Source organism: Leifsonia poae, assembly GCF_050632195.1.
In the GTDB taxonomy this organism is placed as follows: domain Bacteria; phylum Actinomycetota; class Actinomycetes; order Actinomycetales; family Microbacteriaceae; genus Leifsonia; species Leifsonia poae_C.
This window is the reverse complement of the sequence record NZ_CP192580.1, coordinates 431211-451954: the sequence shown is the minus strand read 5'-3', so window position 1 is coordinate 451954 and position 20744 is coordinate 431211. Positions and strand designations below refer to the sequence as shown.

General features: G+C 63.1%; 14 protein-coding genes and 3 rRNA genes. 3 read left to right on the top strand and 14 right to left on the bottom strand.

Annotated features, from left to right (window positions below):
- Positions 1 to 6: 6 nt before the first annotated feature.
- The gene (locus ACQ86A_RS02435; RefSeq protein WP_431279041.1) at positions 7 to 1029 is read right to left on the bottom strand and encodes an HAD-IIA family hydrolase; all 1023 of its coding nucleotides are present in this window, start codon (positions 1027 to 1029) and stop codon (positions 7 to 9) included.
- Positions 1004 to 1858, bottom strand: a complete 855-nt coding sequence (locus ACQ86A_RS02430; RefSeq protein ID WP_431279040.1) for a hypothetical protein — start codon at positions 1856 to 1858, stop codon at positions 1004 to 1006. Before ACQ86A_RS02430 ends, ACQ86A_RS02435 begins: the two co-directional genes overlap by 26 nt.
- Here ACQ86A_RS02430 and ACQ86A_RS02425 point away from each other — a divergent pair.
- Positions 1823 to 2251: a hypothetical protein gene (locus ACQ86A_RS02425; protein WP_431279039.1), complete on the top strand. Its 429-nt coding sequence runs from the start codon at positions 1823 to 1825 to the stop codon at positions 2249 to 2251. The two genes, ACQ86A_RS02430 and ACQ86A_RS02425, sit on opposite strands and share 36 nt — an antisense overlap.
- A gap of 379 nt (positions 2252 to 2630) precedes the next feature.
- Here the strand turns inward: ACQ86A_RS02425 and rrf are convergent.
- From rrf to ACQ86A_RS02385, 8 genes are all read right to left on the bottom strand, one after another.
- Positions 2631 to 2746, bottom strand: a 5S ribosomal RNA gene (gene rrf, locus ACQ86A_RS02420).
- A 136-nt stretch (positions 2747 to 2882) separates the two neighbouring features.
- Positions 2883 to 5997, bottom strand: a 23S ribosomal RNA gene (locus ACQ86A_RS02415).
- A 419-nt stretch (positions 5998 to 6416) separates the two neighbouring features.
- Positions 6417 to 7940: ribosomal RNA gene (locus ACQ86A_RS02410) — 16S ribosomal RNA — on the bottom strand.
- The 16S, 23S and 5S rRNA genes sit together here, the layout of an rRNA operon.
- Positions 7941 to 8699: 759 nt before the next feature.
- Entirely contained in the window at positions 8700 to 9776 is a 1077-nt protein-coding gene (gene ccsB, locus ACQ86A_RS02405) for a c-type cytochrome biogenesis protein CcsB (RefSeq protein ID WP_431279038.1), read from the bottom strand.
- A 9-nt stretch (positions 9777 to 9785) separates the two neighbouring features.
- Entirely contained in the window at positions 9786 to 11429 is a 1644-nt protein-coding gene (gene resB, locus ACQ86A_RS02400) for a cytochrome c biogenesis protein ResB (protein ID WP_431279037.1), read from the bottom strand.
- Positions 11413 to 12153: a cytochrome c biogenesis CcdA family protein gene (locus ACQ86A_RS02395; protein WP_431279036.1), complete on the bottom strand. Its 741-nt coding sequence runs from the start codon at positions 12151 to 12153 to the stop codon at positions 11413 to 11415. Before ACQ86A_RS02395 ends, resB begins: the two co-directional genes overlap by 17 nt.
- Before the next feature lies 1 nt (position 12154).
- Complete coding sequence (locus tag ACQ86A_RS02390) at positions 12155 to 12763, bottom strand: TlpA disulfide reductase family protein (RefSeq protein WP_431279035.1); 609 nt, start codon at positions 12761 to 12763, stop codon at positions 12155 to 12157.
- On the bottom strand, positions 12760 to 13473 hold the full coding sequence (locus ACQ86A_RS02385) for a histidine phosphatase family protein (protein ID WP_431279034.1): 714 nt from the start codon (positions 13471 to 13473) through the stop codon (positions 12760 to 12762). The genes ACQ86A_RS02390 and ACQ86A_RS02385 overlap by 4 nt, the downstream gene beginning before the upstream one ends.
- A 107-nt stretch (positions 13474 to 13580) precedes the next feature.
- Between ACQ86A_RS02385 and aspS the strand changes: the two genes are divergently transcribed.
- Positions 13581 to 14909, top strand: coding sequence for an aspartate--tRNA(Asn) ligase (gene aspS, locus ACQ86A_RS02380; RefSeq protein ID WP_431279033.1), 1329 nt, complete (start codon positions 13581 to 13583; stop codon positions 14907 to 14909).
- Here aspS and ACQ86A_RS02375 read toward each other — a convergent pair.
- Positions 14839 to 15591: a JAB domain-containing protein gene (locus ACQ86A_RS02375; protein ID WP_431279032.1), complete on the bottom strand. Its 753-nt coding sequence runs from the start codon at positions 15589 to 15591 to the stop codon at positions 14839 to 14841. The genes aspS and ACQ86A_RS02375 overlap by 71 nt on opposite strands.
- 147 nt (positions 15592 to 15738) lie before the next feature.
- Here ACQ86A_RS02375 and ACQ86A_RS02370 point away from each other — a divergent pair, with 147 nt between their 5' ends.
- Positions 15739 to 16926, top strand: a complete 1188-nt coding sequence (locus ACQ86A_RS02370) for an acetyl-CoA C-acetyltransferase (protein WP_431279031.1) — start codon at positions 15739 to 15741, stop codon at positions 16924 to 16926.
- A 187-nt stretch (positions 16927 to 17113) separates the two neighbouring features.
- Here the strand turns inward: ACQ86A_RS02370 and ACQ86A_RS02365 are convergent, their stop codons facing one another.
- Genes ACQ86A_RS02365 through ACQ86A_RS02355 form a run of 3 tightly spaced genes read right to left on the bottom strand, consistent with a single transcriptional unit; the run spans position 17114 to position 20710 of the window.
- Entirely contained in the window at positions 17114 to 18241 is a 1128-nt protein-coding gene (locus ACQ86A_RS02365) for a bifunctional 2-methylcitrate synthase/citrate synthase (RefSeq protein WP_431279030.1), read from the bottom strand.
- Positions 18242 to 18254: 13 nt separating this feature from the next.
- A complete protein-coding gene (prpB, locus tag ACQ86A_RS02360) occupies positions 18255 to 19154 on the bottom strand; it encodes a methylisocitrate lyase (RefSeq protein WP_431279029.1) in 900 nt (299 codons plus the stop codon).
- Positions 19154 to 20710: an MmgE/PrpD family protein gene (locus ACQ86A_RS02355; protein WP_431279028.1), complete on the bottom strand. Its 1557-nt coding sequence runs from the start codon at positions 20708 to 20710 to the stop codon at positions 19154 to 19156. The genes prpB and ACQ86A_RS02355 overlap by 1 nt, the downstream gene beginning before the upstream one ends.
- Between the last annotated feature and the right edge of the window lie 34 nt (positions 20711 to 20744).

Below are 20744 nucleotides of genomic sequence, written 5' to 3'. Positions count from 1 at the left end.
GCCCGGTCAGCTGTACAGGCTCTCCGGCACCTCAAGGCCGTAGATCGCGCGACCCGAGTTCCAGATCGTGGCGCAGGCCGCCCGCAACAGGTTCAGCTCGGACGATCCCTCGGCAACGATCTGCACATCATTCCCGGAAAGCCGGACCGTCGCATCGCCCACGGTCGCACTCGATCCATCCTTCGAGAACGTCGTCGCGGGATACTCTTCCGTGAGCCCTCTCAGGTCTTGCAGGATGTAGGTCGGCCGCGAATTCACATCCGCCGCGATGAGCTGCTTGGCCCGATCGATGCCGGTGAGCACCAGCACGGAATCGATCCCTGCACGGTTCGCCCCGAGGATGTCCGTGTCGAGGCGGTCACCGATGAAGAGCGGCTTGCTCGCGCCGAAACGCGCAACCGCTTCCTCGAAAATGGCCACCTCGGGTTTGCCTGCGACCAGCGGAAGCCGCCCGATCGCCGTGTGCACGGCTGAAACCAGTGTGCCGTTTCCCGGCGCGATGCCGCGCGCAACCGGAATCGTCCAGTCGGTGTTCGTCGCTACCCACGGCCGCTCGCTCTCGCTGCGCCCCTGCAACGCGAACGCCGCCTCGGCGAGATGAGTCCATCCGACCTCTGGAGCGAATCCCTGGATGACCGCAGCCGGATCGTCGTCGGCCGAGCGGGTCACGGTGAACCCGCCCTTCTGAACCTCGTCGACAAGGCCGTCGCCACCGACGACGAGGATCTTCGCGCCCGCAGTGACATGCTGCGCGAGCAGCCGTACAGCCGCCTGCGGCGAAGTAACCACGTCAGCCGGTTTCACGCTCAATCCCAGTTCGGTGAGGTGCGAGGCGACGGATGCGTCGGTGCGGGAAGCATTGTTCGTTATGTACCCGACACGCACCGTCTCACTTACGCCGTTGAGGCTTTCCACGGCATTGTCGATTGCGGCGGCACCCTTGTAGACCACCCCGTCGAGGTCCGCGAGGACGACATCGACCCCATCGAGTGGTGTCACGGCCTTAGCGGTCCGTCGAAACAGTGCCATCGGATGCGTCACTCCCACTCTCGTCTTCCGTCGCGTCAGCGCCGACAACCTCGGTATCGTCATCGGTTTCGTCACCGATAGCCACGCTGTCCTCGCCATCGACGTCGAAGATCTCGAACTCCTCCTCGACCACGTCGATCGTCTCGTGCTCGTCGACACTCTGCGCGGCACCGATGGCATCCTCGGCCCGCGCCGCACGCTCCCGCCAGGTCTCGGACTCGTCTTCTCGACCCAGCACCTCCAGCACGTCCGCATAGGCGTGGAAGAGGTCCGGGCTCCAGCTGAACGCCCGGTTCGGGTCCAGCTGAGGGATCTCCAGCTCGGCCAGGGCTGCTTCGTTCTGGTCCAGATCGAGCCGCGCGCCGGACATGGCGATTGCCAACGAGACCTGCACGTCGTTCGGAAGGGTGCTGCGGTCGACGGATCGACCCAGCTCGAGCGCTCGGTCGGGACGACCCACTCCGCGCTCACTGTCCACCATCAGAGGAAGCTGGTCGTTGGATCCGGAGATTCGCCGGTAGGTTCTCAGCTCGCGAAGCGCGAGGGCGAAGTCACCCGTGGCGTATGCCGTGATCGCCAGCGTCTCCCGGACAACACCGATGCGGCCCGCACGACGCGCTGCCGAGGTGGCGTGCAGATGGGCCAGCTCTGGATCCTCGTCGATCAGACGAGCGGCCATCACCAGGTGCTGCGCAACCCAGTCGGCGTTCTCCTTGCTCAGAGTCTTCAGCTCGACGCGAGCGCCCTTGTCGAGATCACGGGCCTCGATGCCTTCGGGGATGTCCGGATCATCGTGACGCGTGCGAACGGAGCGCAGTTCACGCGCCATCCGCTCTTCTTCGGTGAGCTCGCGCTCCTGGTCACGCGCATCCCGGTCGCCTCGCGCCGGCCGGCCTTCGCGCGTCCACAGCTTTTCGTCCCGGCCGCCTCGGCCACCGCTCTGCCGCTGACCGTCCCGCCTCGGGTCGCGCTGACCGGCACGCTGACCGCCGTGCTGCGCGTCTCGTCCGCGATCGCCCTGGCCGCCACGGTAGCCACCGGTGCGCTCACCGTCGCGCGGGGGCCGAGCACCATCACGTTGCGCACCGGCACCGCGATACCCGCCGGAGCGCTCACCATCGCGCGGAGCGCCAGCACCGCGATATCCACCAGCACGCTCACCGTCACGCGAAGAAGCTCCACGCCCCGCCGGCTTGCCGTCTCGGGAGCCGCCGCCGCGTGAATACCCGCCGCCCTGACCGTTCCCGGAACGTCCGCGATCTGCGCCGGGGCGGTCGTTTCGACCGCTGCTGTTGCCGCGATCGCCACGCTGGTTGTTCGACGGCCGGCGATCGCGATCATTGCTGCGACTGCTCGAGCCGTCCTTGCGGGCACCCCGCCCGGGCTCGTGCTTGTCGTTCTTGTCGTCTGCTGGCGTATCGCTCACGACTGCTCCTGTAGGTGGTGGGCACAACGTGCTCAGCCTACGACGATGCTTCTCAAGTCGACACGGTGGTGAACGCGCTGTGGTGTTGTGTGGGTAGTGCGAGCATGTCGCTCATTGCGAATGCTGTTAAACGCGAAATGGCCACCCAAAGCTGGGTGGCCATTTCACAAAAGAAGTCCGGCGGTGTCCTACTCTCCCACAGGGTCCCCCTGCAGTACCATCGGCGCAGAGAGTCTTAGCTTCCGGGTTCGGAATGTAACCGGGCGTTTCCCTCTCGCTATGGCCGCCGAAACACTATTGATGTATCAAAGTGAACGAACAATCATCACGATTGTTTCAGTTCTCGACCGTACATCGAGAACCACATAGTGGACGCAAGCATTCTCATGGCCCCTCATACCAGCCTTACAACAGTATGAGAGTAATGATTATCAAATTATCGGCTTATTAGTACCGGTCAGCTCCATGGGTCTTTAGTCCCCACTTCCACATCCGGCCTATCAACCCAGTAGTCTAGCTGGGAGCCTCTCGCCCGAAGGCATGGAAATCTCATCTCAAGGCCGGCTTCCCGCTTAGATGCTTTCAGCGGTTATCCATCCCGAACGTAGCTAATCAGCGGTGCTCCTGGCGGAACAACTGACACACCAGAGGTTCGTCCAACCCGGTCCTCTCGTACTAGGGTCAGATCCTTTCAAATTTCCTACGCGCGCAGCGGATAGGGACCGAACTGTCTCACGACGTTCTAAACCCAGCTCGCGTACCGCTTTAATGGGCGAACAGCCCAACCCTTGGGACCTACTCCAGCCCCAGGATGCGACGAGCCGACATCGAGGTGCCAAACCATGCCGTCGATATGGACTCTTGGGCAAGATCAGCCTGTTATCCCCGAGGTACCTTTTATCCGTTGAGCGACAGCGCTTCCACAAGCCACTGCCGGATCACTAGTCCCGACTTTCGTCCCTGCTCGACTTGTCAGTCTCACAGTCAAGCTCCCTTGTGCACTTACACTCGACACCTGATTGCCAACCAGGTTGAGGGAACCTTTGGGCGCCTCCGTTACTTTTTGGGAGGCAACCGCCCCAGTTAAACTACCCATCAGGCACTGTCCCTGAACCGGATTACGGTTCTAAGTTAGATATCCAGAGTGACCAGAGTGGTATTTCAACAATGACTCCACCGACACTAGCGTGCCAGCTTCAAAGTCTCCCACCTATCCTACACAAGCCACACCGAACACCAATACCAAACTATAGTAAAGGTCACGGGGTCTTTCCGTCCTGCTGCGCGTAACGAGCATCTTTACTCGTAGTGCAATTTCGCCGAGTTCGCGGTTGAGACAGCTGGGAAGTCGTTACGCCATTCGTGCAGGTCGGAACTTACCCGACAAGGAATTTCGCTACCTTAGGATGGTTATAGTTACCACCGCCGTTTACTGGGGCTTAAATTCTGAGCTTCGCCGAAGCTAACCCTTCCTCTTAACCTTCCAGCACCGGGCAGGCGTCAGTCCGTATACATCGTCTTGCGACTTAGCACGGACCTGTGTTTTTAGTAAACAGTCGCTTCCCACTGGTCTCTGCGGCCTTCAAACGCTTCAGGAGTAAATCCCTACACGCCTCAGGCCCCCCTTCTCCCGAAGTTACGGGGGCATTTTGCCGAGTTCCTTAACCACGATTCTCTCGATCTCCTTGGTATTCTCTACCTGACCACCTGAGTCGGTTTGGGGTACGGGCGGCTGGAACCTCGCGTCGATGCTTTTCTTGGCAGCATAGGATCACCGATTTCGTCAATTAAGACTACCCATCGCGCCTGGCCCTATATGAGAGACGGATTTGCCTATCTCTCGGGTTACACGCTTAGACCGGGACAACCATCGCCCGGCTCGGCTACCTTCCTGCGTCACACCTGTTAATACGCTAACCGCACCAGCATAGGGTCGTGTGCTAGGCCCACTCGTCTAGGCCCGAAGGCTTCGATCAAGGGGATTCAGACACTTAGCATTACTGGATTAGTTTGGGCGGTTCTTCGCCGGTACGGGAATATCAACCCGTTGTCCATCGACTACGCCTGTCGGCCTCGCCTTAGGTCCCGACTTACCCAGGGCGGATTAGCCTGGCCCTGGAACCCTTGGTCTTTCGGAGGACGGGTTTCTCACCCGTCTTTCGCTACTCATGCCTGCATTCTCACTCGTGTAGCCTCCACGGCTGGTTTACACCGCCGCTTCGCTGGCCACACGACGCTCTCCTACCCATCAACACGGCTGGACCACGAAGGCCTACCAATAATGTCAATGCCACAACTTCGGTGGCGTGCTTGAGCCCCGTTACATTGTCGGCGCGGAATCACTTGACCAGTGAGCTATTACGCACTCTTTCAAGGGTGGCTGCTTCTAAGCCAACCTCCTGGTTGTCTGTGCAACTCCACATCCTTTCCCACTTAGCACGCGCTTTGGGACCTTAGTTGGTGGTCTGGGTTGTTTCCCTCTCGACGATGAAGCTTATCCCCCACCGTCTCACTGCTGCGCTCTCACTTACCGGCATTCGGAGTTTGGCTGACGTCAGTAACCTTTTGGGGCCCATCGGCCATCCAGTAGCTCTACCTCCGGCAAGAAACACGCAACGCTGCACCTAAATGCATTTCGGAGAGAACCAGCTATCACGAAGTTTGATTGGCCTTTCACCCCTATCCACAGCTCATCCCCTCAGTTTTCAACCTAAGTGGGTTCGGTCCTCCACGACGTCTTACCGTCGCTTCAACCTGGCCATGGATAGATCACTTCGCTTCGGGTCTAGGACATGCGACTGAATCGCCCTATTCAGACTCGCTTTCGCTACGGCTACCCCTCACGGGTTAACCTCGCCACATATCGCTAACTCGCAGGCTCATTCTTCAAAAGGCACGCTGTCACCCCTACAAGGAGGCTCCAACGGTTTGTAAGCAAACGGTTTCAGGTACTATTTCACTCCCCTCCCGGGGTACTTTTCACCTTTCCCTCACGGTACTTGTCCGCTATCGGTCATCTGGGAGTATTTAGGCTTATCAGGTGGTCCTGACAGATTCACACGGGATTTCTCGGGCCCCGTGCTACTTGGGATACTCTTCGCGCCATTGGAACATTTCGACTACGGGGTTGGCACCCTCTATGACTGGCCTTTCAATGCCATTCGTCTATATTCCTTTGTAACGCTTGCTGTTCGGCAGAATCAGCAGAAAAGTCCCGCAACCCCGATCATGCAACGCCTGCCGGCTATCACACATGATCGGTTTAGCCTCTTCCGGTTTCGCTCGCCACTACTAACGGAATCGCTTTTGCTTTCTCTTCCTGTGGGTACTGAGATGTTTCACTTCCCCACGTTCCCTCTACCCGCCCTATATATTCAGGCGGGAGTCACTGGGTCACCTTACGGGCCCAGCGGGGTTTCCCCATTCGGAAATCCTCGGATCAAAGTTCGTTTATCAACTCCCCGAGGCTTATCGCAGATTACTACGTCCTTCTTCGGCTCCAGATGCCAAGGCATCCACCGTTTGCTCTTAGAAATTTGAAATCACATGAGTTTGAATCGATTCTTCACACCTCATAAGAGGTGAAGGAAAAATTGACCAATGATCTAAATAAATCAGATCTTTGTGATCCGAGACTCGAAAGTCTCGAATCTAAGATGCTCGCGTCCACTGTGTAGTTCTCAAAGTACGGGCGGTACCTTTTCTGCCGGCAAGTGATGCCAACGAGAAAAGGTCCAGAGGTCCAGTTCTCATCCATGTGGACGAGGCCCGGTCCCTCAGGACCCAACAGCGTGCATGTGCGGTGCTTCCCAGTTCGAAACTTTCCTTCTCCGAAGAGCGTACTGATTTCGAGCTTTTCAGCTCCGCACCAATGTCAATGTTCCACCCATGAGCTAACCGGCTGAGACATTCGCTCAGATCCGGCGCCTGGACACTCCGAGGAGTGCCAGATGCTCCTTAGAAAGGAGGTGATCCAGCCGCACCTTCCGGTACGGCTACCTTGTTACGACTTAGTCCTAATCACCGATCCCACCTTCGACGGCTCCTTCCACAAGGGTTAGGCCACCGGCTTCGGGTGTTACCGACTTTCATGACTTGACGGGCGGTGTGTACAAGGCCCGGGAACGTATTCACCGCAGCGTTGCTGATCTGCGATTACTAGCGACTCCGACTTCATGAGGTCGAGTTGCAGACCTCAATCCGAACTGAGACCGGCTTTTTGGGATTCGCTCCACCTTACGGTATTGCAGCCCTTTGTACCGGCCATTGTAGCATGCGTGAAGCCCAAGACATAAGGGGCATGATGATTTGACGTCATCCCCACCTTCCTCCGAGTTGACCCCGGCAGTCTCCTATGAGTTCCCACCATTACGTGCTGGCAACATAGAACGAGGGTTGCGCTCGTTGCGGGACTTAACCCAACATCTCACGACACGAGCTGACGACAACCATGCACCACCTGTTTACGAGTGTCCAAAGAGTTGACTATTTCTAGCCCGTTCTCGTATATGTCAAGCCTTGGTAAGGTTCTTCGCGTTGCATCGAATTAATCCGCATGCTCCGCCGCTTGTGCGGGCCCCCGTCAATTCCTTTGAGTTTTAGCCTTGCGGCCGTACTCCCCAGGCGGGGAACTTAATGCGTTAGCTGCGACACGGAGACCGTGGAATGGTCCCCACATCTAGTTCCCAACGTTTACGGCGTGGACTACCAGGGTATCTAATCCTGTTCGCTCCCCACGCTTTCGCTCCTCAGCGTCAGTTACGGCCCAGAGATCTGCCTTCGCCATCGGTGTTCCTCCTGATATCTGCGCATTCCACCGCTACACCAGGAATTCCAATCTCCCCTACCGCACTCTAGTCTGCCCGTACCCACTGCAGGCCCGAGGTTGAGCCTCGGGTTTTCACAGCAGACGCGACAAACCGCCTACGAGCTCTTTACGCCCAATAATTCCGGACAACGCTTGCACCCTACGTATTACCGCGGCTGCTGGCACGTAGTTAGCCGGTGCTTTTTCTGCAGGTACCGTCACTTTCGCTTCTTCCCTACTAAAAGAGGTTTACAACCCGAAGGCCGTCGTCCCTCACGCGGCGTTGCTGCATCAGGCTTGCGCCCATTGTGCAATATTCCCCACTGCTGCCTCCCGTAGGAGTCTGGGCCGTGTCTCAGTCCCAGTGTGGCCGGTCACCCTCTCAGGCCGGCTACCCGTCGTAGGCTTGGTGGGCCGTTACCTCACCAACTACCTGATAGGCCGCGAGTCCATCCTTGACCGAAATTCTTTCCACGCACAGGAGATGCCTCCGTGCGTCATATCCGGTATTAGCTTCCGTTTCCGGAGGTTATCCCAGAGTCAAGGGCAGGTTACTCACGTGTTACTCACCCGTTCGCCACTAATCCCCTAGAGCAAGCTCCAGGTTCATCGTTCGACTTGCATGTGTTAAGCACGCCGCCAGCGTTCGTCCTGAGCCAGGATCAAACTCTCCGTAAATGTTTGATTGCACGAAACGCAAGCGCTTCGGCACATCTAGTGCTTCGGGCCACCGGAATGGGTGGGCACCTCAGCAAGTTTGAAACTGACAGAACAAATCATTACTGACTTGCTTTGTTGTTTTAATCTGTTTCCAAAGGAATCTCTTACTTAGCCGAAGCTAAGCGTCGAGGTTTTTGGCATTTGACATTGTGCACGCTGTTGAGTTCTCAAGGATCGGACGCTCCCAGTTTCTGACCTCTCGGCCGTCTCTCTGGGGCAACTTCTCTACCTTACCACTCTCAGTCAGTTTGTCAAGTCGGCCGTTTCGCGTTCTCGCGGCGGCCCTAATCTGGACGCAACCGTTTCACACGATCCGAGTCGGTTAGACCTGCTCAGTGAGTGGGGTTTATATCCTAAGCATTTTGGACGCTCTTCATCAAGTGAAGATTGCCGTTATGCTTGGGATTCGGTCCCGCTTGAGGCCGGGGAGCTCTTCGGCTCTCCCGCACCTTTGGGGTGACAAGTAAGTACTTTACGCAGGACCTCAGGGGCTCGCAAATCCGGCTCGCAGCCCGGGCGTGTCGCGGCCCTCTACCCCGGAATTCCGCGGAAGTGACCGCTCTCGGGTGGTCGCCGGCGCCGGATGCGGCAGTCGGGCATCCTGAGACGGCGGTCGTCGTGCGCATCGAGAAGCCTCGGATTAAACGCGAGAGAGCGCGTGATCTTCACGCGCTCTCTGTGTACTGCTCGGGTTGGCTGCCCGGACGACGGACCGGATCAGAGACCCGAGTACGCGTGCAGTCCGTGGAAGAAGACGTTCACGATGCCGAAGTTGAACATCACGGCGGCAAAGCCGATGATCGCCAACCACGCGGACCGCGAGCCACGCCAACCGCGAGTGGCACGCGCATGGATGTATCCGGCGTAGATCACCCAGATGATGAACGTCCAGACTTCCTTGGTGTCCCAACCCCAATACCGACCCCACGCCTTTTCGGCCCAGACCGCGCCGGCGATGAGGGTGAAGGTCCAGGCGATGAAGCCGAAGATGTTCACCCGGTAAGCGAGGTTCTCCAGCGTCTTCGCTGTGGGGAGAGTCGCCAAGAACTTGAACTGCTGGGGCACGGATTCGAGCACCTGCCGCTCGCGCCGGGCTTGCAAGAGCTGCAACCCCGACAGAGCGAACCCGAGCGCGAAGAATGCCGTGCCCAGCACGGCGACGATGATGTGCAGCACCAGCCAGTACGACTGCAGGGCCGGTTGCAACGGCACCACCGGAACGTAGTACCGCACGAGCGCTATGCCGAGCAGGATGAGCACGAGCCCCAGTACGAAGGTTCCGAGGTACTTCAGGTCGAGCTTCAGGTTCACCAGGAGGAAGACTCCGATGATGACGAGGGTTCCCGTCATCGAGAACTCCCACATGTTGGCCCACGGCACCCGGTCGGCCGCTATGCCTCGCAGCACCGTTGCCACGAGGTGGAAGGTGAAGCCGACGATGGTGATGACGAACGCCGCACGCATGCTGAACGAGACCGGTCCGCCGTTGGTGACCTCGTCTTCGACCCGGGAACTGATCCGCGAGCTCAGCCGGGTGAGGGTGGTGGTCGCGCCGTTGCCGGGGCTGCCCCCGCCTCCGGAGGCTTCGCTTGTCAAGACAGCCGGCTTCTCGCCTCCCGCGGAGTGCGCATCCGTTCGCCGGGCCACCGCACTCGGTACGACGGCCGCTTCTTCCGCTGTCGCCCTCGCCCCGCGTCGAGCCAGATCGAGCGCGAACGCGATGAAGGCGAGTACATAGACGCCCATGGCCGCGTAGATGAAGACGGTTGAGAGCTGAGCGAGGAGGTCAGTCACGGTGCAAGCCTAAGTGTTTTCTGTTCGGGTGCGTACTGGTGTGTGCGAGAGCGCAGCCGAGTGCTGCTCGGCTATCCCGCTGACGGCTGCTTCGAGGTTCGGGTCTTCCCCGCGCGCCAACCCCGCGTACTCGAGAGTGACCGTGCCGTCGTCGTTCGGCACCGCCTTGACCCATATCCGCCGGCGCGGAACGAACAGCGAGGTCAAGAGCCCGCCCAGGATCAGGATCGCGAAGAGCAGCACCCAGCCCTGAGCCGGGTCGTGGTGGATGTCGAGACCGACGTAGCGCTTGATCCCGTCAACGGAGACCGAGCCCAGACCGTTCGGCAGTTGCACGGTCTGTCCAGGCGCGATCTCGAGGGACTTTGTATCGGTGCCCGGCCCGGCGACCTGTGTCATCTTGTCGGTGTTGAGGCTGTAGACGTTCTGAGGCACACCAGCGTCGAGCCCGAGATCGCCGACGTACACGTTGAGCGTGACGAGCGGATCCCGGAGTCCGGGGAAGATCGACGTCATCGCACCGGAGGCGGTCTGGCTGTCTCCCTTGGTGGGATAGAAGAAGCCGGTCATGCCCACCTGCTTGGCCAGCCCATCCGGAACCTTGACCGTGCCCACCGACGTGTTGTTCGGATCCTGCACGATGAACGGCACGGAGTCCTGGAAGACGATGGTGCCCTTCGGATCGCGAACCGTGATCGTCGGGGCGTATCCGTTGCCGAGCAGATAGGCGTTCGTTCCGCCGATGGCGAGCGGATCGTTGACCTTGATCGTCTCCTGCCGCGGGGCCTGGCCCGGCTCGGTCGCCGTGACGTGGGCCGTGTAGTCGAGCGGTGTGCCGACGGCGTTCTTGTTCTTCGTCTCGTACTTCACATCGAGCCGGTCGACCCGGATCGAGAACGGCGACAGCGAACCGTCGGAGAAGAATCTGCCCGGATTGAACGTGTTGTACGACGGGATGCTGTTGACGAAGGTCTGCCCGACGACCACGATCTTCTGGCCCGTGAACCCGAATCCGCCGCCGAACCCGACCGCGAGAAGCACACCTACAAGAGCGGTGTGGAAGACGAGGTTGCCTGTCTCGCGGAGGTAGCCGCGCTCGGCCGAGACCGATGTGGACCTCGCATCCTGATACAGGGCGACGCGATAGCCGGCCTTGCGGAGAACGTCACGCGCAGCGCCGATCGGCTCGGGACCGTCGGCGGCGAGGTCAGCGGGAAGCAGCCGTGCGCGGAAGCCCGACATTCTGGTCAGTCTGACCGGGGTGCGCGGCGGCTTCGCGCGGAGAGCGGTGAAGTGATGCTTCGTGCGCGGGATGATGCAGCCGATGAGCGAGACGAACAGCAGCAGGTAGATGGCCGAGAACCAGGCCGAGGTGTAGACGTCGAACGCCTGCAGCTTGTCGAGGATGGGGGCCAGATCGGGGTAGTCGTTGAAGTACTTGACGACGCCGTTCGGGTCGGAGGTGCGTTGCGGTACTAGCGACCCCGGCACCGCCGCGATCGCGAGCAGCAACAAGAGGAAGAGCGCGGTGCGCATGCTCGTGAGCTGACGCCAGAACCAGCGCACCCATCCGACGAAACCCAGCTTCGGCTGGACGACGTCGGGATCTTCGCGCGGTGGTGCGGAGTCGATGTGATCAGATGGCCGGCTCAAAACCTGTGATCACCGCCAAGAACTGGGACATGAGGTCGCTCCAGAGTCCGGTCGCCATCAGGATTCCGATGATGACGAGTAGGACCCCTCCGATGATGTTGATGGCACGGATGTGCCGCTTGAGGAAGGCAACCGAACCCGCCACCCACTCGAAGCCGAGAGCTACGAGAACGAAAGGGATGCCGAGACCGATGCAGTAGAAGAGCCCGAGCAGGGCTCCGCGCCACGGGGAACCCGAGCCGACGCTCAGAGCGCTGATCGCGCCGAGGGTCGGGCCGATGCAGGGGGTCCAGCCGAGACCGAAGACGATTCCGAGCAGCGGAGCGCCGATCAGTCCGGTGGCGGGCCGCCAGTTGGGCTTGATGGTTCGCTGCAGGAACGAGAACTGGCCGATGAAGACAAGGCCCATCACGATGACCAGAACGCCCAGGATGCGAACGACGACGTCTTGCCAGCGCACCAGCCACAGTCCGAGCGCTCCGAATGCTGCTCCGTATGCGATGAACACCACTGCGAAGCCGAGGATGAACAGGGCCACGCCGGTCAACAATCGGGAACGGTCGCGCTTCTCGCCCGGATCGCTGAACCCGCCGACGTAGGCCAGATATCCCGGCACGAGCGGCAGCACGCAAGGCGAGGCGAACGAGACGAGTCCGGCTAGTACGGCGATGGGCAGGGCCAGGATGAGCTGACCGCTGAACACTATTTCTCCGACGCCGCCCACCTCAGTCTTTTTCCGCGAGGGTGTCGGAGATGAGCGTGTCGAGGATTCCGCGTTCGGGGACAGCCCCGAGGATTCGTGCGGCGACCCGACCCTTCTTGTCGATGACGAGGGTGGTCGGCGTCGCCTTGGGAGGTACCGACCGACTGAAGGCGAGCAGCACGGAGCCCGTGTCCCGGTCGAGAACGGATGGGTACGTGACGCCCTTCTCCTTCTCGAAGCTGGCGGCCGTCTGCTTGGAGTCGTAGAGGTTCACGCCGAGGAAGGAGACACCGTCGGCTTGATACTTCTGCGACAGCGCCTCGAGGTCGGGCGCTTCGAGCCGGCACGGCGGGCATCCCGCGTACCAGAAGTTCACGACCAGGACCTTGCCCGCGTACTGCTTGGAGCTGACGGCGTCGCCGTCGGCGGTCACGCCGCTGAAGGCCACCGGCTCGCCGCGGTTGTCTGCCGCGAACTCGCTCACGGAGCCGTCGCCGGCGATGTAGTTCTGGCCGGAGCCTGAGCGGTACTGCTCGGCGAGCTTGTCTGTCGTGGTGCATCCGGTGAGCAGGAGGCCGGCCGCGGCCAGGAAGCCGACGGCGGGGAGCAGCAGTCTGGTGCGGCGGTTCACACGGCCCCCACATCGCGGGCGGTGGCCTGGAGATCGGCCGCCGGCTCGGTGTAGCCCACCTCGATGAGGCGCTCGACGGGGATGGGGGTTTCCCCGTTCTGGTCGGCAGAAGCCGCGGGATGCGGCGCGGCCGACGCATCCGGAACCGGATCGGTCGTGCGCTCGAACGTCGTGATGCTGGAGAGCGAGCAGCGTCGCTTGCGCGGGTCGTGCCAGAAGCGCTCGCCGATGACAGACAGGTGGGCCACCCAGATCGGCAGCTGATGGCTCACAAGAATGACGTCGCCGTCGTCGACCGAGTCGAACGCTTCGTCGATGGCGGCGCGCATCCGCCTCTCGATGGACCGGTAGGCCTCGCCCCAGGTGGGTCGCGCCGGGTTCACGAGGAACGGCCAGTTCACGGGGTTCTTCAGGGCGCGCTTCATCACGGTGCCCTCGAAGTGGTTGGTCGGCTCGACGATCCGCTCGTCGACGAGAGGCTCGAGCTGGAACGCCGCAGCGATCGGAGCGGCCGATTCGCGGGTGCGCTGCAGGGGCGACACCCGCAGAGCGCTGACCTTGCGGCCGCGCGAGCTGAGCTCGTCGGCGGCCGACTGCGCCATCCTGTGACCGAGTTTGGAGAGGCCGAAGCCCGGCAACCTGCCGTACAGGATGCCGTCGGGGTTGAACACCTCGCCGTGACGGACGAGATGTACTTGGCTTGCTACCACCGCCCCAGTCTACGGAGGGGCTTCCCTTGAATTTACTGAGCGCCGGGTCTGGCGCCTGAGGAGACCGCCTCTGCAGCCGGTATGGGCGGACGGTAGGCTTGACGATCGTGACCGAACGCGTATTGATCAAGGACCTGGCCGCCTCCCCCGACGGCCCCGTGACCGTTGCCGGCTGGGTGGAGACCGTTCGCGACCAGAAGAAGGTGCAGTTCGTCGTTCTTCGCGACGAGTCCGGCGCCGTTCAGCTCGTGAACCCCCGCACCGTCGACGAGGAGGGTGTCGTCGTCGCCGACGAGCCCGCCACGACGATCTCCGCCCTCTCGCAGGGCAGCTTCGTCGTCGCGACGGGCGAGCTCAAGCACGACGAGCGCGTGAAACTCGGCGGTATCGAGATCAAGCTCGCGACCCTCACGGTGGAGACTGCCTCGATCCCCGAGACGCCGATCGCAGCAGACAGCGGGATCGATAAGCGGATGGACTGGCGCTTCCTCGACCTGCGCGAGCCGAAGAACAACCTGATCTTCCGCATCCAGACGACCTTCGAGCACGCGCTGCGCGAGTACTGGGTGGACAACGACTTCATCGAGATCCACACCCCGAAGCTGATGGCCAGCGCGAGCGAGTCGCGCGCCGAGCTCTTCGAGGTCGGCTACTTCGACACCACGGCCTACCTCGCGCAGAGCCCGCAGTTCTTCAAGCAGATGGCGCAGCCGGCCGGATTCGGCAAGGTTTTCGAGATCGGTCCGGCGTTCCGCGCCGACCCCAGCTTCACGAGCCGCCACGCGACGGAGTTCACGAGCGTGGACGCTGAGATCAGCTGGATCGACAGCCACGAAGACGTCATGTCGATGCACGAAGACCTCATCGTCGCGGGCTTCCAGGCCGTGAAGGACAAGTACGGCGACAAGATCAAGGAACTGTTCGACGTGGAGGTGACCGTTCCTTCGAAGCCGTTCCCGCGCATCCCTCTCGCCGAGGCGAAGCGCATCGTCGCCGAGCGCGGCTATGAGGTTCCGCGTCACGACGACGACATGGACCCGGAGGGCGAGCGTCAGATCTCGGCCTACGTGAAAGAGACCTACGGGCACGAGTTCGTGTTCCTCACCGACTACGCGTCCAGTATCCGGCCGTTCTACCACAAGCGTCACGACGACGACGCTTCGCTCACGAACAGCTATGACCTCATCTTCAACGGTGTGGAGATCTCGACCGGAGCCCAGCGCGAGCACCGCATCGACGTTCTCGAGGCGCAGGCCCGGGACAAGGGGCTCGAGCCGGAGGAGCTCGACTTCTACCTCGAGTTCTTCCGCTACGGAGTGCCGCCGCACGGTGGCTTCGGAATGGGGCTGGCCCGCGTTCTGATGCTCATGCTGCACCTGTCGAACCTGCGCGAGACGACCTACCTGTTCCGCGGACCGACCCGCCTGCTCCCGTAGCGGAGCGCGGCTGCAGGGCCGCCCATCCGTCGCCCGCGACCAGGATGTGACCGAGGAACCGTAAACCGATCGTGGCCGCTGCCTGATCGAGCCGTCTCGTGACGGCGATGTCGGAGACGCTCGGATCGAGGTTGCCGCTCGGATGGTTGTGGGCGATCGCGAACGACCTGCCACCACGGGTGAGCACGGCCTGCAGCACCTCGGCGGGTTCGATCGTGATCTGGTCGACAGCGCCGTCGCGCAGCAGCACGACCTCGATCGGCCGGGATGCGCGATCGGCGACGACGACCACGAATCTCTCGGTGTCCCGGTGGAGCAGCTCCGGCGTGACGATCTTGGCGATCGCGTCGTGGTCGACGAGCCTCGTCCACGTCGATGAGCTGCCCGCCCGTCGCCAGATCTCGATGATGGCGACCAGCTTGCCGGCCGTCGCAGGCCCGATACCGGGAAGGGTCTCGAGCCGGGCGTAGTCCATCGTCGCGAGACCGGGAAAGCCACCCGTGCGGCGGAGAATCGATCGCGCGAACGTGAGGACGTTCTGCCCCGGTTGGCCGGAGCCGAGGACGAGCGCGAGCACCTCGTCGTCGGTGAGCGAGCCGACGCCGAGGCGGCGCATCCGTTCGCGTGGCCGATCGTGAGGTGGGATGTCTGCAAGCGACTCCTCCTGTTCGTTGTGAGGCATGAGCCCACGGTACGAGTGGAGGCCGCCCGCCCAGACGGCACCGGCAAATCTGTGGAAAGCCCGGCCCTGTGGAAAACCCAGTTGCGGTGTGAGATGGTGAAGGAATCCGGCCACAAGCCGCCAGACACAGGCAACGAAGGAGTCGCCATGCCCAGTCCAAGAGACGTCGTCATACTGTCCGCCGCCCGCACACCGCAGGGCAAGATCAAGGGCGCGCTCGCCTCGCTGAGCGCGGTCGAGCTCGGAGCCGTCGCGCTTCGGCGCGCGCTCGACGAATCCGGGATCGAGCCCGGAACGGTCGACGCCGTGATCTTCGGACAAGTGCTTCAAGCGGGCGCCGGGCAGAATCCGGCCAGACAGACGGCGATCGCCGCCGGGCTCGGCTGGGATGTGCCGGCGGTGACCATCAACAAGGTGTGCCTGTCAGGACTGGCGGCCGTGATCGACGCGGCCAGACTCATCCGGTCGGGCGATGCCGAGGTCGTGGTGGCCGGCGGACAGGAGTCGATGACCAATGCGCCGCACGTGCTGCCAGGTTCCCGGATGGGGTGGACGTACGGATCGATCCCGGCGGTCGACTCGGCCGCGCACGACGGGCTCACGGACGCCTTCGACGGCATCTCCATGGGCGCCTCGACCGAGCGGTACACCGAGAAGCTCGGGCTGACGCGCGAGGCACAGGATGCGTTCGCTGCATCCTCGCACCGGCGGGCGGGAGAGGCCGCGGCTTCTGGGGCGTTCGATGCGGAGCTGGCGCCCGTGAGCATCCCGCAGCGCAAGGGCGACCCGCTCGTCGTGACGACGGATGAGGGGGTGCGGCCGGATTCGACGCCCGAGACGCTGGCACTCCTGCAGCCGAGCTTCGCCGAGGGTGGCACTCTGACCGCAGGGAACTCGTCGCCGTTGAGCGATGGCGCCGCAGCGCTGGTCTTGACGAGCCGGGAGAACGCCGAGCGGCTCGGGCTGTCGTGGCTCGCCGTGGTCGGGGCGAGCGGACAGGTGGCGGGACCGGACAACTCCCTGCACTCGCAGCCATCGAACGCGATCGCTGCCGCGCTGAAGCGAGGCGACTGGTCGGTGGACGAGCTCGACTTCGTGGAGATCAATGAGGCGTTCGCGGCGGTGGCGCTGCAGTCGATGGCCGACCTGGGGTTGGACGCCGAGAAGGTGAACATCCATGGCGGCGCTATCGCACTGGGGCATCCCATCGGCGCGTCGGGGGCGCGGTTGGCGGTGCATGCCGCGCATGAGCTGGCACGGCGGGGTGGTGGGCGTGCGGCTGTCGCGCTGTGCGGTGGCGGCGGGCAAGGTGAGGCGTTGCTGCTGTCGCTGTGATGGCGGGCTGCGGGGCCGCGCGTAATGCAGGAAGGATCGAGCGACGCGCCGGTGATTGTTCCGTAATTCCGGAGATTCCGCGCGGGTGGGGCGGAAACTCCGGAATTACGGAAGGGCGCGAGCGGGCGCGTGGGCGCGAGCGAGCACGCGGGCGCCAGCGTGCGAGCGGGTGCTGCGCGGCGAGCGGCTAGCGGGTGAGGTGGCGTTCGGCGGGGCCGTTGTAGAGGGAGAGGGGGCGGATGAGCGAGTTGGCTGCGTACTGCTCGAAGACGTGGGCCGTCCAGCCGGCGACGCGGGCCGCCGCGAAGAGCGGGGTGAACGTCTCGGTGTCGAAGCCCATCAGGTTGTAGGCCGGGCCGGACGGGTAGTCGAGGTTCGGCTTGATGTTCTTGCGGTCGCCCATGGCCTTCTCGAGCGCGTTGTAGAGATCGAGCAGGTCCTGCCGGTCGTAGTGGTCGGCGAGTTTCTCGAGCGCGGCCTTCATCGTGGGAACTCGGGAGTCGCCGTTCTTGTAGACGCGGTGACCGAATCCCATGATCTTGCGCTTCTCAGCCAGCGCATCCTCGAGCCAGGCCTCGGCCTTGTCGGCCGTCTTGATCTCGTCGAAGGCGTGCATGACGGCCTCGTTGGCGCCGCCGTGGAGCGGGCCCTTCAGGGCGCCGATCGCCGCGGTGACGGCCGAGTACACGTCAGAGAGGGTGGATGCGACGACCCGCGCGGTGAACGTCGACGCGTTGAACGAGTGCTCGGCGTAGAGCACGAGCGAGACGCGGAAGGCGTCGACCACGACGTCGTCGGGGATCTCGCCGAAGGTCATCCAGAGGAAGTTGCGGGAGTAGTCGAGGTCGTCGCGCGGGGCGACGGGCTCAAGGCCGCGACGACGACGCTGGTCGTAGGCGACGATCGTAGGCAGTTGCGCGAGCAGGTAGACCGCGCGACCGTCGTTGAGGTCAGCATCGAGCACGCCGTCGGTGTGAGTCAGGGTGGCGTCGAGTCCACCGAGCTGGCTGACCGCGGTGCGGATCACATCCATCGGATGCGCGCTGAGCGGTACGTCGTCGATCGCGCGCCGGGTACGGTCGTCGAGCTGGCGCAGCGACCGTTCGAGCGCCTCGAACGCGACGAGATCGTCATCGCCGGGGAGCTCGCCGTTCCAGAGCAGATAGGCGACCTCCTCGAAGGAGCAGTGCGCGGCCAGCTCCTGCACGGGGTAGCCGCGGTACAGCAGAGAGTTGGTCTCAGGGTTGACGCTCGAGATGGCCGTCGTGTCGACGACGACGCCGGCGAGGCCCTTGTGGATCTCGGGATCGGTCACTGCTGCTCCTTCGCTAGCGCTTCACTTCGAAGTTGAAAACGGAAGTGTCGAACGTGTTGTAGCCCTCGTAGTCAATCAGGTCGTACAGGTCGGCGCGATGCTGCATCTCGCCGAGCTTGGGCTCGAGACTTCCCGTCTCGAGCAGCTGGTCGAGTCCGCGCTCGGCGGCCCCCATCGCGAGGCGGAGCAACGAGACCGGCCAGATGACGATGTTCACGCCGACGTCTCGCAACTGATCGACGGTGAAGAGGTCGCTCTTGCCGAACTCGGTCATGTTCGCAAGGATCGGCACGTCGACGGCCCTGCGCACGGCCTCGAACTCCGACAGGTCGGCCATCGCCTCGGGGAAGATCGCGTCGGCACCCGCATCCACGAGCGCCTTCGCCCGGTCGATCGCCGCCTCCAGACCGTCGACACCACGCACGTCAGTGCGCGCCATGATCAGCAGGTTCGGGTCGCGACGGGCATCGGCGGCGGCCCGGATGCGCTTGAGCGCGGTGTTCTCGTCGACGACCTGCTTGCCGTCGAGGTGTCCACAGCGCTTGGGGTTGACCTGGTCTTCGATGTGCAGGCCGGCAACCCCGGCATCCTCGAGGGTCTGCACGGTGCGTGCGACGTTCATCGGCTCGCCGAAGCCGGTGTCGGCGTCGACGAGAGCGGGCAGATCCGTCATGCGGGTGATCTGGGCCGAGCGACCGGCGACCTCCGTGAGGGTGGTGAGCCCGATATCCGGAAGCCCGAGGTCGGCGCTCAGCACCGCACCCGAGATGTAGACGCCCTCGAAGCCCTTGCGCTCGATCAGGCGGGCGGAGAGCGGATTGAACGCGCCGGGCATCCGGACGAGCTCGCCCGAATTCAGGCGGGCACGGAAGGCCGCGCGCTTCTCATGTGCGGGAATCTGCGAGTACAGCATCAGAAGAGTCCCTTCGGGGCCGGGGTCGTCGCCAGGAGTCCGGGCTTGGCCGTGATGGTCAGGCCGCCGAGCTCGGCGGCGGTGAGGTCGGGCAGTCGCTGGGCGACGTCGAGGAAGCGCTCGATCTCGGCTGGCTCGAGGACGTCGGTGGCGAGCATCCGGAACTTGTCCACGTAGTCGGCGCGGGCGAACGGCCGGGCGCCGAGGGGATGCGCATCGGCGACGGCGATCTCGTCGGTGATGACAGTTCCGTCGGCCATGCGGATCTCGACGCGCCCGCCGAACGCCTTCTCCGCGGGGTCGAGCGAGTGGTAGCGGCGGGTCCACTCCCGGTCCTCGGTGGTGGTGACCTTGCCCCAGAGTTCGACCGTGTCCGGACGCTGAGCGCGTGATGGGAGGTAGGAGTCGACGTGGTGCCAGCCGCCGTCCTGGAGCGCAACCGTGAAGATGTACGGGATGGAGTGGTCGAGCGTTTCGCGAGACGCGGTCGGGTCGTACTTCTGCGGATCGTTCGCTCCCGACCCGATCACGAAGTGCGTGTGGTGTGAGGTGTGGATGACGATGCTGTCCACACGCGACGGGTCCGCCGCCTCGGGATGCTCGCGGTGCAGCTTGCGCGCCAGGTCGATCCACGCCTGCGCCTGGTACTCGGCCGAATGCTCCTTGGTGTAGCTGTCGAGGATGGCGCGCTTGGCTTCACCGCGCTCGGGCAGCGGAACTTCGTAACGCGCATCCGGGCCGTCGAGGAGCCAGGCGATGACGCCGTCTTCGCCCTCGTAGATCGGAGTGGGGCTGGTCTCGCCCCGCATCGCGCGGTCGATCGCTTCGACCGCCATCTTGCCGGCAAAGGCCGGGGCGTGCGCCTTCCAGCTGGAGATCTCACCCTTGCGAGACTGCCGCGTCGCGGTAGTGGTGTGCAGTGCCTGTCCGATGGCCTGGAAGACGACCTCGGTCGGCAGCCCGAGCAGGGTGCCGATGCCGGCCGCTGCACTCGGCCCGAGGTGGGCGACGTGGTCGATCTTGTGCGCGTGCAGGCTGATCGCCTTGGCGAGGTCGATCTGGATTTCGTAGCCGGTCGCGATGCCGCGCACGAGGTCGCGCCCGCTCAGGTGCAGGGCTCGCGCAGCGTGCTGCGCGACGGCTGTGATGGGCGGGATGTTGTCTCCCGGGTGCGAATACTCCGCGGCGAGGAAGGTGTCATGGTAGTCGAGCTCGCGAACCGCGACGCCGTTGGCCCAGGCGGCCCATTCGGGCGAGACACGCACGGCCGGCCGCTCGCCGAAAACGGTCGATCCGTCTTGGGGATGCTCGACCTCTTCGGTCAGCTCCGCCAGCTCAGCGACGGGTAGGGGATGCGCCAGCGCCTGCGCCCGGGCCGACACGACCGGGCGGCGGGTGAGCGAGGCTGCGGCGACCGCGGCGTTGTCGATCACCCGGTTGACGACCATCTCGGTAACGTCGGCCGTGACCTCCACGGGATCGGCCGCCACCTCGGCGATGGCCCAGGCGAGCTGGTTCTGGCGGGCGAGGTTCTCTTCGCTTTTGTGCACGCGCACGGAGTGGAAGCTTCACATGAAGAACCTACCTGCT